Source organism: Streptomyces sp. NPDC003027 (assembly GCF_053591435.1).
In genome coordinates this window covers 1-14,047 of the sequence record NZ_JBSFTU010000036.1, presented here as the reverse complement: position 1 = coordinate 14,047, position 14,047 = coordinate 1, and the positions used below count along the sequence as shown (strand labels likewise).

The 14,047-nt window shown below is 72.3% G+C and carries 14 protein-coding genes; 5 read left to right on the top strand and 9 right to left on the bottom strand.

All coding sequences use genetic code 11. The features are described 5' to 3' along the window. Positions 1–117 precede the first annotated feature (117 nt). A complete protein-coding gene (gene glnA / locus ACWDX6_RS23220) occupies positions 118–1,527 on the bottom strand; it encodes a type I glutamate--ammonia ligase (protein WP_451486802.1) in 1,410 nt (469 codons plus the stop codon). A gap of 221 nt (positions 1,528–1,748) precedes the next feature. On the opposite strand from glnA, the gene ACWDX6_RS23215 reads away from it, so the two are divergent. Then, positions 1,749–2,216: an RDD family protein gene (locus tag ACWDX6_RS23215; RefSeq protein ID WP_451486801.1), complete on the top strand. Its 468-nt coding sequence runs from the start codon at positions 1,749–1,751 to the stop codon at positions 2,214–2,216. A 110-nt stretch (positions 2,217–2,326) separates the two neighbouring features. On the opposite strand, the gene ACWDX6_RS23210 is transcribed toward ACWDX6_RS23215, so the two are convergent. The 4 genes from ACWDX6_RS23210 to lipB all read right to left on the bottom strand — a co-directional run bounded on the left by ACWDX6_RS23210 (position 2,327) and on the right by lipB (position 5,644). Beyond that, complete coding sequence (locus tag ACWDX6_RS23210) at positions 2,327–3,031, bottom strand: DUF4191 domain-containing protein (RefSeq protein ID WP_451486800.1); 705 nt, start codon at positions 3,029–3,031, stop codon at positions 2,327–2,329. A 10-nt stretch (positions 3,032–3,041) separates the two neighbouring features. After that, positions 3,042–3,254, bottom strand: a complete 213-nt coding sequence (locus ACWDX6_RS23205) for an SCO2195 family GlnR-regulated protein (RefSeq protein ID WP_356895292.1) — start codon at positions 3,252–3,254, stop codon at positions 3,042–3,044. A gap of 471 nt (positions 3,255–3,725) precedes the next feature. Then, the gene (gene lipA, locus ACWDX6_RS23200; protein WP_451486799.1) at positions 3,726–4,679 is read right to left on the bottom strand and encodes a lipoyl synthase; all 954 of its coding nucleotides are present in this window, start codon (positions 4,677–4,679) and stop codon (positions 3,726–3,728) included. A 152-nt stretch (positions 4,680–4,831) separates the two neighbouring features. Next, positions 4,832–5,644 carry a lipoyl(octanoyl) transferase LipB gene (lipB, locus tag ACWDX6_RS23195; protein ID WP_451486798.1) on the bottom strand — a complete coding sequence of 271 codons (813 nt, stop codon included), beginning with the start codon at positions 5,642–5,644 and terminating at the stop codon, positions 4,832–4,834. A 292-nt stretch (positions 5,645–5,936) separates the two neighbouring features. On the opposite strand from lipB, the gene ACWDX6_RS23190 reads away from it, so the two are divergent. Then, positions 5,937–7,598: a regulator gene (locus ACWDX6_RS23190; RefSeq protein WP_451486797.1), complete on the top strand. Its 1,662-nt coding sequence runs from the start codon at positions 5,937–5,939 to the stop codon at positions 7,596–7,598. Positions 7,599–7,665: 67 nt separating this feature from the next. Here ACWDX6_RS23190 and ACWDX6_RS23185 read toward each other — a convergent pair whose 3' ends face one another. Both ACWDX6_RS23185 and ACWDX6_RS23180 read right to left on the bottom strand, forming a co-directional pair. Next, entirely contained in the window at positions 7,666–9,078 is a 1,413-nt protein-coding gene (locus ACWDX6_RS23185; protein ID WP_451486796.1) for an NAD(P)/FAD-dependent oxidoreductase, read from the bottom strand. A gap of 219 nt (positions 9,079–9,297) precedes the next feature. Then, positions 9,298–10,194: a TIGR01777 family oxidoreductase gene (locus ACWDX6_RS23180; protein WP_451486795.1), complete on the bottom strand. Its 897-nt coding sequence runs from the start codon at positions 10,192–10,194 to the stop codon at positions 9,298–9,300. Positions 10,195–10,238: 44 nt separating this feature from the next. Here ACWDX6_RS23180 and ACWDX6_RS23175 point away from each other — a divergent pair, with 44 nt between their 5' ends. Further along, a complete protein-coding gene (locus ACWDX6_RS23175; RefSeq protein WP_451486794.1) occupies positions 10,239–10,745 on the top strand; it encodes an N-acetyltransferase family protein in 507 nt (168 codons plus the stop codon). On the opposite strand, the gene ACWDX6_RS23170 is transcribed toward ACWDX6_RS23175, so the two are convergent. After that, a complete protein-coding gene (locus ACWDX6_RS23170; RefSeq protein WP_451486793.1) occupies positions 10,720–11,373 on the bottom strand; it encodes a TetR/AcrR family transcriptional regulator in 654 nt (217 codons plus the stop codon). The genes ACWDX6_RS23175 and ACWDX6_RS23170 overlap by 26 nt on opposite strands. A gap of 119 nt (positions 11,374–11,492) precedes the next feature. On the opposite strand from ACWDX6_RS23170, the gene ACWDX6_RS23165 reads away from it, so the two are divergent. Next, entirely contained in the window at positions 11,493–12,278 is a 786-nt protein-coding gene (locus ACWDX6_RS23165) for an SDR family NAD(P)-dependent oxidoreductase (RefSeq protein ID WP_451486792.1), read from the top strand. Between the two features lie 126 nt (positions 12,279–12,404). Here the strand turns inward: ACWDX6_RS23165 and ACWDX6_RS23160 are convergent, their stop codons facing one another. Beyond that, a complete protein-coding gene (locus ACWDX6_RS23160) occupies positions 12,405–12,932 on the bottom strand; it encodes a DUF4240 domain-containing protein (RefSeq protein WP_451486845.1) in 528 nt (175 codons plus the stop codon). 100 nt (positions 12,933–13,032) lie between these two features. Between ACWDX6_RS23160 and ACWDX6_RS23155 the strand changes: the two genes are divergently transcribed. Continuing rightward, entirely contained in the window at positions 13,033–13,956 is a 924-nt protein-coding gene (locus ACWDX6_RS23155) for an SDR family oxidoreductase (RefSeq protein ID WP_451486791.1), read from the top strand. Positions 13,957–14,047 lie beyond the last annotated feature (91 nt).

Sequence of the window (14,047 nt, the reverse complement as noted above, 5' to 3'; positions counted from 1 at the left end):
CGCGGGCGGCAGGACGCGGGGACACCACGGCTCCGTGGACGGTACGACCCCGTGGCCGGAACACGGCGAAGGCCGCCACCCGGGCGTGGGTGGCGGCCTTCGTACGCGATCCGCGGTTTAGAGGTCGAAGTACAGCTCGAACTCGTGCGGGTGCGGGCGCAGCTGGATCGGGGCGATCTCGTGCGTGCGCTTGTAGTCGATCCAGGTCTCGATCAGGTCGGAGGTGAAGACACCGCCCGCCTGGAGGTACTCGTTGTCCGCCTCCAGGGCGTCGAGGACCGCCGGGAGGGAGGTCGGGACCTGGGCGACGCCCGCGTGCTCCTCCGGGGCCAGCTCGTAGAGGTCCTTGTCGATCGGCTCCGCCGGCTCGATCTTGTTCTTGATGCCGTCGAGGCCCGCGAGGAGCAGCGCCGAGAAGGCGAGGTACGGGTTCGAGGACGGGTCCGGCGCGCGGAACTCGACGCGCTTGGCCTTCGGGTTCGAGCCCGTGATCGGGATGCGCATGGCCGCGGAGCGGTTGCGCTGCGAGTAGACCAGGTTGACCGGGGCCTCGAAGCCGGGCACCAGACGGTGGTACGAGTTCACCGTCGGGTTGGTGAAGGCCAGCAGCGACGGGGCGTGCTTCAGGATGCCGCCGATGTAGTAGCGGGCGGTGTCCGACAGGCCGGCGTAGCCCTGCTCGTCGTAGAACAGCGGGTCGCCGTTCGACCACAGCGACTGGTGGACGTGCATGCCCGAACCGTTGTCGCCGAAGATCGGCTTCGGCATGAAGGTCGCGGTCTTGCCGTTGCGCCAGGCGACGTTCTTCACGATGTACTTGAAGAGCATCAGGTCGTCGGCCGCGGCGAGCAGCGTGTTGAACTTGTAGTTGATCTCGGCCTGGCCGGCGGTGCCGACCTCGTGGTGCTGGCGCTCGACCTGCAGGCCGACGTTCTCCAGCTCCAGGGAGATCTCCGCGCGCAGGTCGGCGAAGTGGTCCACCGGCGGGGCCGGGAAGTAGCCGCCCTTGTAGCGGACCTTGTAGCCGCGGTTGTCCTCGACCTTGCCGGTGTTCCAGGCGCCGGCCTCGGAGTCGATGTGGTAGAAGCCCTGGTTCGCCGAGGTCTCGAAGCGCACCGAGTCGAAGACGTAGAACTCCGCCTCCGGGCCGAAGAACGCGGTGTCCGCGATGCCGGTGGAGGCCAGGTACGCCTCGGCCTTCTTCGCGATGTTCCGCGGGTCGCGGCTGTACTGCTCGCCCGTGATCGGGTCGTGGATGAAGAAGTTGATGTTCAGCGTCTTGTCGCGGCGGAACGGGTCCAGGCGCGCCGTCGACAGGTCCGCGCGCAGCGCCATGTCCGACTCGTGGATCGCCTGGAAGCCGCGGATCGACGAACCGTCGAAGGCGAGCTCCTCGGACGGGTCGAACGCCGTCGCAGGGATCGTGAAGTGCTGCATCACTCCCGGAAGGTCACAGAAACGGACGTCGACCATTTTGACGTCGTTGTCCTTGATGAACTTCTTGGCCTCGTCGGCGTTCTGGAACATCCAACTCCTCCTACTCCCGGCCCGGGGAGGGGCGGGGTTGCAGCTCGGTCGTGCGGCCAGTGCGGTGGCACACGCTGGACCCGACCATAGGCAGACGGGATTTCTCAAGCATGACCCATTTGTTTCACCCAAGTTAACCGCGCCGGGTGCGACCGGCATCGCGGAGAGCCGACGCCGACCCAGGCCGAAGTGATCAAAAGCGGGCACAGTACCGTGGACGCGTGGACAACAGGCAAGCATTGGGATCGTGGCTCTCGGGGCCCCGCGCGGCGGCCGAGGACGCGGGTGTGGACTTCGGCTACCGGGGGCAGCAGCTCGGCCTTCCCGAGGAGGGGCCGGGGTCGATCGCCCGCCCCGGACGACGGATCGGCGCCCTGGCCGTCGACTGGGCGCTCTGCATGCTGATCGCATACGGCCTGGTCACGGACGGCTACAGCCAGGCGACCGGCAACTGGGCCCTGGTCATCCTGCTCGCCCTGAGCGTGCTCACGGTCGGCACCGTCGGCTGCACCCCCGGCAAGCGCCTCTTCGGCCTCCGGGTCGCGTCCGTGCACGGCGGGCGCCTCGGCTTCGTCCGCGTCGTGCTCCGCAGTGTGCTGGTCTGCCTCGCCGTCCCGGCCCTCATCTGGGACCGCGACGGACGCGGCCTCCATGACCGCCTCACCGGCGCCGTCCAGGTCCGGATCTGACACACGGCCCACGTCTCGCCGCGCCGTACGAGAAGAGCCGTACGAGAAGGGCGCCCCCGGAACCTCTCGGTCCCGGGGGCGCCCTTCTCGTGTCAGCCGTTCCGGCGGCCTCAGCGCATCTTTCCGCCGCGCGGCATCCGCATGCCCTTCGGCATGGGGCCCTTCGGCAGCGGCATGTTGCTCATCAGGTCGCCCATCGCCCGCAGCCGGTCGTTGGCCGCCGTCACCTGCGGACCGGAGAGCACCCGCGGCAGCTTGAGCATGGTCGTACGGACCTTCTTCAGCGGCACCTGACCCTCGTCGTTGCCGACGACGATGTCGTGCACCGGCACGTCCACCACGATCCGGGCCATCTTCTTCTTCTCGGCCGCGAGCAGGGCCTTCACCCGGTTCGGGTTGCCCTCCGCCACCAGGACGATGCCCGCCCGGCCGACCGCGCGGTGCACGACGTCCTGGTTCCGGTTCATCGCCACCGCCGGCGTGGTCGTCCAGCCGCGCCCGACGTTCTGCAGCACCGCCGCCGCCGCGCCCGGCTGGCCCTCCATCTGGCCGAAGGCCGCCCGCTCGGCGCGCCGCCCGAAGACGATCGCCATGGCCAGCAGCGCCAGGATGAAGCCCAGGATCCCGAGATAGACCGGGTGCCCGATCACGAAGCCGATCGCGAGGAGGACACCGAGCACGACGATGCCCACGCCTGCGACGACAAGTCCGACCTTCGGGTCGGCCTTCCGGGTCATCTTGTACGTGAGGGCGATCTGCTTCAGTCGCCCCTGGTTCGCAGCGTCACCGCTGCCCGTGTTTGCCTTCCTCGCCATGTCCTGAAGTTTACGTGGCCTGGGAGGCGCGGCCCGCCACGGCCTCCATCACATGCTGGGCCTCGACCCGGTCCTTGGCCCGGCGGCGGTCCTCCAGGACGGAGGTCCAGGCGTTGCGGCGGGCGGTGCGCTGGCCGCCGGCGAGGAGCAGCGCCTCGACGGCCTTCAGGGCATCGGTGACGGACGGGATCGCGGTGGCGCGGACGTGCGTCGCGGCCTGCATGTGGGTCCTCCCTCGAGAGCGGATGGAACGAGGTGGGGGAAGGCGAGGGGATCGGCGGTGCGGCGACCCTCTGTGACCCAAGGGTCACGGTTCGGTGTTACCAGCGGATGACCCGGTGGTCAAACACTGGTGAAGGGCGAAAGTGCCCGGACGCGCCTCTCCGAATGCGTCCCGAAACACCGACGCGGCCCGTACGGCCCCCTGACCTGCGGAGGCGTACGAGCCGCGAAGGATTCGGCCACTACCGGCCGGTAACATCTTGTGCGCGGATTCACACAGCCGGGGTGGCGTCGTCAACGGCGCCCGCTCCGCCTCGCCACCGCTGCGGCCGCGTGCCCGCCCTCGTTCCTCGGGCGGACCCGCAACCTACGCTTCGGCTCGGCTGCGCTTCTGGGACACCTGCCGGTCGAGCTCCGCCTCGCCACCGCTGCGGCCGCGTGCCCGCCCTCGTTCCTCGGGCGGCCCCGCAACCTACGCTTCGGCTCGGCTGCGCTTCTCCATCGCCTGCTGGAACAGGCGCCCCGCCCGGTACGACGAACGAACCAGCGGGCCCGACATCACACCCGAGAAGCCGATCTCGTCGGCCTCCTCCTTCAGCTCCACGAACTCCTGCGGCTTCACCCAGCGCTCCACGGGGTGGTGCCGGACCGACGGACGCAGGTACTGCGTGATCGTGATCAGCTCGCAGCCGGCGTCGTGCAGCTGCCGCAGCGCCTCGCTGACCTCCTCACGGGTCTCGCCCATGCCCAGGATCAGGTTCGACTTCGTGACCAGACCGTAGTCACGCGCCTGGGTGATGACGTCCAGCGACCGCTCGTAACGGAAGCCCGGACGGATCCGCTTGAAGATCCGCGGAACCGTCTCGACGTTGTGCGCGAAGACCTCGGGGCGCGAGGCGAAGACCTCCGCCAGGAGCTCCGGCACCGCGTTGAAGTCGGGGGCGAGCAGCTCCACCTTCGTACGGCCGTCGGCGCGGCCCGCCGTCTGCTCGTGGATCTGGCGCACGGTCTCCGCGTACAGCCAGGCACCGCCGTCCTCCAGGTCGTCGCGCGCGACGCCCGTGATGGTGGCGTAGTTCAGGTCCATCGTGACGACCGACTCGCCCACCCGGCGCGGCTCGTCACGGTCCAGCGCCTCCGGCTTGCCCGTGTCGATCTGGCAGAAGTCGCAGCGCCGCGTGCACTGGTCACCGCCGATGAGGAAGGTGGCCTCGCGGTCCTCCCAGCACTCGAAGATGTTGGGACAGCCCGCCTCCTGGCAGACCGTGTGCAGACCCTCGCTCTTCACGAGACTCTGCATCTTCGTGTACTCGGGACCCATCTTCGCCCGGGTCTTGATCCACTCGGGCTTGCGCTCGATGGGGGTCTGAGCGTTACGGACCTCCAGGCGCAGCATCTTGCGTCCGTCGGGTGCGACTGCGGACACGACCGGCTCCCTGTAGCTTCGATTCTTCGGCGCCCACCAGGGTACGCCCGTTGTTCGTACGGTTTTCCGTCTGGCCAACCTGCGGCCGGAGCCCGGCATTCCCCGCCGGTCCTCCCTGAGCCCTGATCCTCCGGACCGGCCCTGGTCGTTCCCTAGGGGGCGGCGGCCGGAGCCGTCTCGCGCGCGACCTCGCGCGGCTTCAGCTCCGCGCCCTCCAGAACCGCCTTCAGGTACTTCTCCACCACCGGCAGGACCTCCTCGATCGTGATGTCCCGGCCCAGCTCGTTCGCGAGCGAGGCCACGCCGGCGTCCCTGATGCCGCACGGGATGATCCGGTCGAACCAGGTGTTGTCCGGGTTCACGTTCAGCGCGAAGCCGTGCATCGTGACGCCCTTGGCGACCCGGATGCCGATCGCCGCCAGCTTCCGGTCCTCCCGGCGCTGTCCGGCGTTGGACGGGGCGTACTCCGGCCCGTTCATCCGCGGGTCGAACTCCTCGTCGTGCAGCCGCGGGTCGAAGTCCAGGGAGAGTCCGCCGAACGACGGCCGCTCCTCCACCGGGTCGCCGAGCACCCAGACACCGCTGCGGCCCTCGATCCGGGTCGTCTCCAGGCCGAACTCGGCCGCCGTGCGGATCAGCGCCTCCTCCAGGCGGCGGACGTGCGCGACGACGTCGACCGGGCGGGGCAGCTTCATGATCGGGTAGCCCACGAGCTGGCCGGGGCCGTGCCAGGTGATCTTGCCCCCGCGGTCCACGTCCACCACCGGCGTACCGTCCAGGGGGCGCTCACTGTCCTCCGTACGCCGGCCGGCGGTGTACACCGGCGGGTGCTCCAGGAGAAGACAGGTGTCCTCGATCTCGTCGGCGAACCGGGCCGCGTGCACCTCGCGCTGCTTGTCCCAGGCCACCTGGTACTCGACGGCGTCCTCACCGAAGCCCAGACGGACGAATCGCAGCTCACTCACGGCAATGCCTCCTCAGGGGTGCCGGAGGCCGGGTTCCGGGGATCGTCCCGGGGGCCGGCTCGACACCATGCGTCATTCGCGCCCATGCCACTGTACGGCGGCACCGAGGACACCGGTCCGGCAGGTGCGGCGGGGTCTCCCACGTCAGCGGCGCCCCCAATCCTCACACGATCGGATGAATGTGGGGCGAAGGTGGCGGTACGGGCGGCCGGGGCCGCTAAATTCGCGCCGTTCCATGAGGGTCCACACAGGGCTGCCACCCGGGCCCGGAAGGCAGGAGACCGCACAGCTGATGACGGAACGACCCCCCCAGCGCATCCCGAACCGCCAGCTCGCCGCGCTCATCGCCGAAGCCGGATTCTCCAACGCGGGCCTGGCCAGAAGGGTGGACCAGCTCGGCCTCGAGCACGGCCTCGACCTGCGGTACGACAAAACCTCCGTGACCCGCTGGCTGCGCGGTCAGCAGCCGCGCGGCACCACCCCCGCCCTCATCGCCGAGGTCTTCACCCGCCGCCTCGGCCGCCGGCTCTCGGCCCAGGACCTCGGCCTCGACGCCTGCGCGCCGGTCTACGCCGGCCTGGAGTTCGCGGCGACGCCGGAGGAGGCCGTCGACATCGTCAGCGGCCTCTGGCGGAAGGACTCCGGCAGCCATGCCGAGCTCCGCAAGATCGCGTTCACCCCGGCGGGCCTCGTGGTCCCGAGCCGGGACTGGCTGATCGGCCGCGCGGACGAGCGGGTCGCCCGAGGGGAGCCGCACGCGCCGGGCGGCCGCGTGCCGCAGGAGGTCCGGCCCGGGCCGGACGGGCGCGCGGGCGCCCAAGCCCGGCTCGCAGGCGACACCCGACCCGGCGACGGGCGGCCCGGTGCCGACGGCCGGTTCGGTGGCGAGGTCCGGCCCGGTGCGGACGGCCGGCTCGGCATCGAAGGGCGGCCGGGTACGGACGGACGCCCCGCCGCCGATACGGGGACGCGCACCGGCCAGGACGCCCGCGTCCCGGCCCAGGGCCGGTTCTCCGTCCCCCGTCAGCGCGGTACCGACCGGAACCCCGGTCAGCGGGTCTCCAGCGGGGACATCGCCGCCCTGCGCTCGGTCGGCGAACTGTTCCGCACCCTCGACCACGCCTACGGCGGCGGCCACGCCCGCCAGGCCCTCGTCCGCTATCTGGAGCACGAGGCCGAGCCGATGCTGCGCGGCACGTACGGCGAGTCCGTCGGCCGCCGCCTGTTCGCCGCCGCCGCGGACCTGACCCGACTGGCCGGCTGGACCTCGTACGACATCGCCGCGCACGGACTGGCCCAGCGGTACTTCGTCCAGGCGCTCCGGCTCGCCCAGGCGGCGGGGGACCGGGCGTACGGCTCCTACGTCCTGATCACCATGAGCCGCCAGGCCGTCTACCTCGGCCACGGGCGGGAGGCCGTACAGCTCGCCCGGGTCGCCCAGCAGGGCGTCGGCTCCTCCGCCCCGCCCGTCGTACAGGCCATGCTGCACGCGGTGGAGGCGCGCGGGCACGGCGTGCTCGGCGAGGCGCGGGCGTGCGGTGCCTCCCTCGCGCGCGCCGAGCGAGCCCTCGAAGCGGCCCGTCCGGGCGACGAAGTGCCGTACTGGGCGCGGCATTTCGACGAGGGGCAGCTCGCCGACGAGTTCGGGCACTGCCATCGCGACCTGCAGCAGTACCGTTCGGCGGCGCAGCACGCCGAGCGCTCGCTGCAACTGCGCGCGCCCGGCTTCGCGCGCAGCCGCCTGTTCTCCCGGGTCGTCCTCGCCTCGGCCCGGCTCGGCCTCGGCGAACTGGACCAGGCCTGCGCCCTGGGCGCGGAGGCCGCCCAGCAGGCGTCCGAGATGCGTTCGGCCCGTGCCATCGAGTACATCCGCGACTTCGAGCGCCGTCTGGAGCCCTACCGCGACGCCGCGGCGGTCCGCACCTACCGCGACCGCGTGGCGGCCATCGGCTGAACCCCGCCATCGGCTGAACCCGGCCGTCGACCGAGTCCGGCCGGACCGACGCCCGGCCGGACCTCGCCTATGCCGCCGCGTCCGCCGTCGCCGCGTCCGCCATCACGCGGATGCCGAGGTCGGTCAGCAGGGCGTGGGCGGCGCGGTGGCCGGACCGGAGGGCGCCCTGCGGGGTGCCGGTGTCGCGGTGGTCGCCGCAGACGTAGAGGCCCGCGAGGAGGCGCACCGGCCGACGCGGGTCGTGGGGCGGGGGCATCGCCGGGACGGCGTCCGGGGTGTGGTGGAGGGCGAGCAGCTCCCACTCGTCCGTCGACGTGCCGTACAGCGTGGCGAGATGCTTGCGGACCCGGCGCTCCGGATCGTCGGGCAGCGTGCCCAGGACCGTCGAGGTGATCAGCGCCCGGCCCTCCGGGACGCGCGCGGGGTCGACCGCGCTCATCACCGCCGTGTGCGCGACCGGGCCGCCCGGATCGGACTCCAGGAGCAGCACCGGTTGGGGCGTGGGTGCGACGGGCGCCGTGTGGTGCAGCACCGTGACCGCGTGGAAGCCGGGCGTCCGCAGCCCCGGCAGCAGCTCGGCGGCGGTCCGCGCCCCCGTCGCCAGAACCACCGAACGGCAGCCGAACACCCCGTGCTCCGCCGTCACGACCTTGTTGATCGACACGTCGGTGGCCCGGACGCCCGTACGGACCGTGCCCGGCGGAAGAGACGCGGCCAGGAGCTCCGGCAGCGCCCCCGCCCCGCCCTGTGGCACGCACAACCGCCCCCGGGCGAACGCCCGCAGGGCGAGATCGGCCGTGCGGCTCGACATGGCGAGATCGGGGTCGCCGAGCAGCGCGGCGAGCAGCGGGCGGAGGAAACCCTGGACGGTACGGGTGGGCAGCCGGGCGTTCAGTGCCTCGCCGGCCGTACGCTCCGGCCGGGTCAGCAGCCGCTGCGCGGGTGTGGCGGCGAGCCGGGCCAGCGTCGCGCCGAGGCGCGCCTGGTCGAGCGAGGCCGTCGGATTACGGGGGGCGCTCGCGAGGGCGCGCGCCACTGTGAACGCGCCCCCCACGCCCCTGGGGGCGGACCCCCACCCGCCGCCCCGGGAGGCATACGCGGGCCCCCACCCACCGCTCCGGGGAGCGTGGGAGGCCCCCCACCTCACACCCCCGGGCCCGCCGTTCCTGACGTACCGTCCGTCGCTGTGGACCAGCGCCCCCGGTGCGAACGGGCGCAGGACGAGATCGTCGAGGGCCGGTGTGCGCCGCAGTTCCTGGTACGACGTCGTGAGCAGCGGGCCGACGCGGTCGAGCCGGAAGCCGTCGACGTCGTCGGTGGCCATCCGGCCGCCCACGCGCGCCTCGGCCTCCAGGACGGTGACGGTGAGCCCCGCCCTGATCAGCCGGTGGGCGGCCGCGAGGCCCGCGGCCCCGGCTCCGACGATGACGACGTCCGTGACGACGTCCGTGTGGTGCGCATGGCGTGCGGTACTGAGCACGTGCCCCTCCCCGGGTCGGCGCGGCTGGTGGGAGGCTCATGCCCCCAACAGACCCCCTGAATGCCGAGTTCGCGTTCAGGGGCCGTCCAGCCTAGGCAGCGCTCCCGCGGGCGCCAGCCGCGCGCACCGGGGTGCACGCAGCACGGGGTCGCACACGCCCGGGGGCAAAGCCTCCGCGCCGCCTCCGCGATCCCCGCCGCCCCTGCCGTCACACGGCGCTCAGGCCGCTGCCCGGATCGACTCGTCGATCGTCGGGAAGGCGAAGTCGAACCCCGACTCCAGCAACCGGCCCGGCAGAACCCGCTGGCTCCCCAGCACGTCCTGCGCGAAGTCCCCCAGCACCGCCTTCAGCGCCGGCGCCGGCACCGTCAGGAGCGTCGGCCGGCGCAGCACACGGCCCATCGCCGCCGTCACCTCGCGATTGGTGACCGGTTCCGGAGCCGTCAGGTTCACCGGCCCGGACAGGGAGCCGGTGTCGATCAGATGGCGCAGGGCGGCCACCTCGTCGTGCAGCGAGATGAAGCTCCAGTACTGCCGGCCGCTGCCCATCCGGCCGCCGACCCCGGCGCGGAAGACCGGGAACAGCCGCCCCCACGCCCCGCCTTCACGTGCCACGACCAGCCCCGTGCGGGCGTACGCGACCCGGATGCCGGCCTCCTCCGCGGGGGCCGCCGCGGCCTCCCACTCCACGCACACCGACGGCAGGAAGCCCTCGCCCGCCGGAGCGCTCTCGTCCACCGCGCGCGTGCCCGTGTCGCCGTAGTAGCCGAGCGCCGTACCGCACACCAGGACCTCCGGCGGCTCCGCCAGCGAGGCGAGGGCCTGGGAGATCGTCGCCGTACCGAGCACGCGGCTGTCGCGGATCTCCTTCTTGTACGCCTCGTTCCACCGGCGTTCGCCGACACCGGCGCCCGCCAGGTGCACGACCGCGTCGACGCCGACCAGGCCGGAGGCGTCCACGTACAGCCGGGACGGATCCCACTCGACCTCGTCGGCCGTGCGGGCGGGGCGGCGGACGAGGCGCAGGACGTCGTGGCCGTCGGCGCGCAGGGAGCGCACCAGGGCCGAGCCGATGAGACCGGACGCGCCGGTGACCGCGATACGGGAGCGTTGCATGGGAAACATCCTGCCCTCCCCGGCACGCGTGGCACAGTGGCGCCATGACCTCGCCGGAGCCGCAGATACGTATCCGTCCCGCCCTCGCGGAGGACGCGGGACCGCTCGGGGAGCTCGACCGGGCCACCTGGTCGCCGTTGCACGCCGTGCAGCCCGCGCCGGAGCCTCCGTACGCGCCGTTCTTCGACGACCGTCACCGGCCGGAGGACTACCTCGTCGCCGAGGACGGAGGGACCGTCGTCGGCTATGTGCGTCTGGTGCCGCCCACACCGCTCGCCTGCAACCGGCACGTCCGCCAGATCCAGGGCCTCGCCGTCGCCGAGAGCGCCCGCGGCCGGGGCGTGGCCCGCGCGCTGCTGCGCGCCGCGATGGCGCAGACGCTGCGGCAGGGCGGCAACCGCATCACCCTGCGCGTGCTCGGCCACAACACGCCGGCCCGCACGCTCTACGCGTCCGAGGGCTTCACGGTCGAGGGCGTGCTGCCGGGCGAGTTCTTCCTGCACGGCAGGTACGTCGACGACGTCCTCATGGGGCGGTCCCTGGCTCGCTGACGGTGGGGCCGAGCAGCCGCATCCCGCCCATCAGCTCCCGCAGGCACCGCACCGCGAGCGCGGCCGGCCCGCCCTCTCCTTCCGCCGGAGCGTCCGTCTCCGCCCAGCTCTCCAGGGCGATCCGGATCGCGTCCGTGGCCGCCGCGGCGGCCAGGCGCACCTCCAAGGGGTCGGCGTCCCCGGCGAGTTCCGCGACGACGGACCGCAGGCGGTCCTCGGACTCCTGGTTGACCCGGTACCAGACCGCCCGCAGCGCCGGGTCCCGCTCGGCCGCCCGCAGCAGACCCCGCGTCCAGCGCAGCCCCTCGGCGGCCTCGGCGTCGGCCGGTGTCAGCGACGAAGCGATGGAGCGTTCCAGCGCGTCCGGCAGGGCCGCCTCGGGTCCGGCCGCCGCCAGCCGCTCGCGCCAGCGGTCCGCCCCGCCCGCGAGGAGCGGGGCCACGGCGTCCTGCTTGGAGCGGAAGTAGCGGTAGAAGGTGCGCAGGGCGACCCCGGCGCGCACGGCGATGTCCTCGGCCGTGGTGTCGTCGGGGCCGCGCTCGGTGAAGAGCTCGGCGGCGGCGCGGGCGATGTCGAGCTGCGTCGCCGCCTTGCGGCGCTCCGTCAGCGAGGGGGGCTTGGTGCTCACCGTACGAAGCGTACGCCCGCACCTGCCGAACCGGCATGATGTGCAGTAATGGCAAAACGTGCCACCCAGGCGTACGGTGGTCGCCGCCCCAGACACACAGCCGAGAGGTCGGACAGGACATGAACCGCTACGAAGGACGCCGCGCCCTGGTCACGGGCGGCGGCTCCGGCATCGGCCAGGCCACCGTGCTGCGCATGCTCGCCGAGGGCGGCGACGTGGTCGCCGCCGACATCAGCGCGGCCGGGCTCCAGGACACCGCCGCCAAGGCCGGGGCCCACGCGGACCGCCTGACGACCGTCGCCCTGGACGTCGCCGACGAGACGTCGGTGCGCGAGGGGGTCGCCGCCGCCGTCGAGGCGCTGGGCGGCCTGGACGTGCTGGTCAACGCGGCCGGCGTCCTGCGCTCCTCGCACACCCACGAGACCAGCCTCGACGCCTTCGAACAGGTTCTCCGGACCAACCTGACCGGCACCTTCCTGGTGATCCGCGAGGCGATACCCGCCCTCCTCGCGGGCCACGGCTCCGCCGTCGTGAACTTCTCCTCCACCTCGGCGATGTTCGCCCACCCGTACATGGCCGCCTACGCGGCCAGCAAGGGCGGCATCCAGTCCATGACCCACGCGCTCGCCGCCGAGTACGCCAAGCAGGGCATCCGCTTCACCGCCGTGCAGCCCGGCTCCATCTCCTCCGGCATGACCGACGGCACCGGCGCCAGCAGGCAGAGCGTCGGCCCCGGCCTGCCGGTGGACGCCGACCTGTCCCTCTTCACCAAGCTCGCCCCCGCCCTCGGGCAGGGCTACGCCGGGCCCGAGACCGTCGCCGGGGTCGTCGCGATGCTGGCGAGCGAGGACGGCAGGTTCATCACCGGCACCGAGGTGCGCATCGACGGCGGCACACACTTCTGACGGCCCCGCCCGCGCCGCGACGGCCGGTGAGCGGTACGGCTTCCGGGGCCGTACCGGTCACGTCGGGCCCGGGGCCGTACCGGTCACGTCGGGCCCGTGGCCGTACCGGTCACGTGCCGTACCCCGTCAGATCTCCGTCCCCCCGAAGCGCGACCACAGCCTCGGGAAGCGCTCCGCGAGCACAGCGTCGTCCTCCAGCTCCAGCGGGCTGCCCTCCGGCTCGGCCGGCTGGGGCGGAATCCCCAGATCCGGCGCCTCCGCGCCCGTGAGCTGCTCGTACGCCTCGTCCGCCGCGTACCCGAGCTCCTCGCCGTCCCCGTCGATCTCGTCGTCGAACTCGTCCAGGAGCTCGGCCAGGGCGTCCGGCTCGTGCACCGCGCCCTCGAAGACCTCCCGCCCCTGCCCGATCAGCCAGCAGCGGAAGTAGTCGAAGGCGTCGTCGCTCGCCCCTCCGAGGAGGATCGCCGCCGCGCCCCACAGATCCCAGCGGTACGCGCGGTTGTAACGGGCCTCGAAATGACGGGCGAAGTCCAGCACGGAGTCGGGATCGAGCTGCAGCAGCCGTTCGACGAGCAGGTCGGCATGGTCCTCGGGGTCGCCCTCGGCGGCCTCGCGGGTGGAGTCGATGATCTCCCAGAACTCCGTTTCGTCCATCACGGGATACAGCATCGGCCTTGGGGGAGTGCGACGCACCCGGAAACGGCCGAAAACAATCCGGACAGAGGATGTCTTACTTTCCTGCGACGCTCGGTTCATGACCGACGAAACGAAGCCGCTCGGCGGCAGGATCGCCCTGGTGGCCGGTGCCACCCGGGGCGCGGGACGGGCCATCGCCGTACAGCTGGGCGCGGCCGGAGCCACGGTGTACGTGACGGGACGCACCACACGGGACAGGATCAGCGAGGTCGGACGGACCACCGAGACCATCGAGGAGACCGCCGAGCTGGTGACCGCCGCCGGCGGCGAGGGCGTCGCCGTCCCCACCGACCACCTGGAGATCGACCAGGTGCGGGCACTCGTCGACCGGATCGACCGGGAACGGGGACGGCTGGACATCCTCGTGAACGACGTCTGGGGCGGTGAACACCTGATCAAGTTCGGCGAGAAGTTCTGGGAGACCGACCTCGCAGGCGGCCTGCGCATGCTCGAACTCGGTGTGAGGACACACGCGATCACCGCACGGCTCGCGGTACCGCTGCTCGTCCGGCACCCCGGCGGCCTCGTCGTCGAGGTCACCGACGGCACGGCCGAGTACAACACCACCCGGTTCCGCGAGAACCTCTTCTACGACCTGACCAAGAACGCGCCGATCCGGATGGCCTTCGGCCTCTCCCGGGACCTGAAGGACGTCGGCTGCACCGCGGTCGCGCTCACCCCGGGCTGGCTCCGCTCCGAGCAGATGCTGGACCACTTCGGCGTCACCGAGGAGAACTGGCGCGACGCCGTCGAGAAGCTCCCCGACTTCGCCAGCTCCGAGTCCCCGGTCTACATCGGCCGCGCGGTCGCCGCCCTCGCCGCCGACCCCGACCGGGCCCGCTGGAACGGGCAGTCCCTCTCCAGCGGCCAACTGTCCAAGGAGTACGGCTTCACCGACGCCGACGGCTCCCGGCCGGACGCCTGGGGCTACATCATCGCCAAGGAGAACGACCCGGACGTCTCCGTCGACGACTACCGCTAGGGCCTCTCGTTCGGATCATGCCGGGCTCGCGTGCCCTGGCACCGCGCCTCGCCGCGTTGTCGTCGGTCGCCAACGCTCCGCGTTGACTCCC